The following is a 1,757-nucleotide window of genomic DNA, read 5'->3' as shown; positions in this document are numbered from 1 at the left end:
GTGAGCGGTCGAATCGACCCGTCGGGGCCAAGTTGATGCGCGGCTTCGATCAGTCGGCCGATGTCTCTGGGATCATAGATGAAAGGTGTACGCCGCCGATGACTGGCGTGGCCAAAAAGGTCCGCCGAAGGGACCTCATGACGCGGATCTTCGGCATGCATCGCGATTGCGAAGCGGCGTACTTCCAGCAGGCGATTGCGTCGCTGCTCCGGCGACGGTGCTTGCAGGGCCCATTCCTGTACGCTTGCCTTCGTTATGACGCGCTCACCCCGCTTCTCGGCAAAGGTGACGAAGTTGCGCAGGAGAATACCTTGGGTCCGAAACTTGAAACCCAGCGCGCAGTGCAGCGCTACATGATCGGCGAGGAGTTGGCTCAGCATGCCACATCTCCTGGCCAAGGCTGGGCAATCTGCTCCAGCATTGCAATGTCGACCTTGGCGTAATGCGCGGTCATGTCGAGCGAGCGGTGCCGTAGCATCGTGCCGACGGCCTCCAGGGTCGCCCCCGACCGCAGCATGGTGGTTGCCGCAGAGTGACGAAGCAGGCTGGCTCCGGTCGATGGAGGGTCCGAAATGCCCGCCCGCTTCAGCGCCAGCGCGACGATGGTTGAGATATAGCTCGATTGCGCAAATGATCGATAGGGCGCAGTCATCATGAGAAAAACCGCCTCTTGAGGCACGCGCGGTCGTTCCTGCTCGATATACGCCAGCAGCGCATCACCAACGTCCTGCGGCAGCGGTAATCGAACCTGGCGGCGCGCTTTGCCACTCAAGCGGAGCATGCCAGACGTCCAGTCGATATCGCGAAGCTTGAGGCCGGCGACATCCCCAGCCCGCAATCCCAAGCGTGCCAGTAGGAGCAGGATCGCACGGTCCCGCAGGCGCCCTCTGTTTAGTTGATCACAGGATGCAACGACGCGTTGGACATCGGTGGTGGTAAGATACCGTGGCAACGACGAAAGACGCCATTGCAAGACGGGCGGGATGGCCTGGTCGAGGTTAGGCCGACACAGGCCGGCACCCGCGAGGAAGCGAAGATAGCTGCGCAGTGCGCTCGTTATGGTCCGCAGGTCACCCGGTCCGGTTCGCTTGCGCCACTCGCGGACAACATTGCGTATCCCAGCGGCGTCATAGTCAAGGGTCGCAGTTCCGAGTTCCGGCAACAACTTATGCAACTGGCGAAGATGGCGGGCGATCGTCCGCTCTGACAATCCCCGATGGGCGCGCAACCAGGTCCGATAGGCGTCAAGCAGGGGATATGGTGACGCGACTTTCAATGGTGGTGGCGCGACCCCTGCGCTTTGCAGGAAAACAACGAACCGCGCAGCGCGGCGCGAATATTTTTGCGAAACATGCGACCATTGACGCCCCCCGGGACATCGACACCGATGTGCGGCAAAGCGTCGAACGACATCGTCATCAATGAAATCGATGGAGATGCCTGTAATGCCAAGCCAGGCCGCGAAATGACGTGCTGCGTCCGTGTAGTTCTCGATGGTCAGAGGCGTATATCTCTGAGCGGCAAGATCGGCTGCGAACCGATCGATCCATTGCGACAAAGGTCCCGGATCGAGAAACCAGTGATTACGTTTATCGGTATCCATCTTTACTCTCCTCACGATGTTGAACCATCGCAAGGGATCATAGTTATGCGGATCTACAGCTTACTCACTTTCTGTGCAGGTATCTGTAAAGATAGCCTAATTTATTAGTCGGCAACACCAAATCCGCATAATCACCGTCGCCGCATAGTTGCGC

At 59.0% G+C, this 1,757-nt stretch carries 1 protein-coding gene and 1 pseudogene; both read right to left on the bottom strand.

The features are described from left to right. Window positions 1-380, bottom strand: a pseudogene (locus tag FHW92_RS25450) (integrase); the annotation flags it as partial. Then, window positions 374-1,603: a tyrosine-type recombinase/integrase gene (locus FHW92_RS25445; RefSeq protein ID WP_168606080.1), complete on the bottom strand. Its 1,230-nt coding sequence runs from the start codon at window positions 1,601-1,603 to the stop codon at window positions 374-376. The pseudogene FHW92_RS25450 and the gene FHW92_RS25445, both read right to left, overlap by 7 nt. Between the last annotated feature and the right edge of the window lie 154 nt (window positions 1,604-1,757).

Source organism: Novosphingobium sp. SG707 (assembly GCF_012275515.1).
GTDB lineage: Bacteria > Pseudomonadota > Alphaproteobacteria > Sphingomonadales > Sphingomonadaceae > Novosphingobium.
Note: the sequence above shows the minus strand (reverse complement) of the source record. Positions and strands in the feature narration are given on the sequence as shown.

Coding starts and splice junctions, on each gene's coding strand:
- FHW92_RS25445 (WP_168606080.1), bottom strand. CDS start 1,603: ATGGATACCGATAAACGTAATCACTGGTTTCTCGATCCGGGACCTTTG.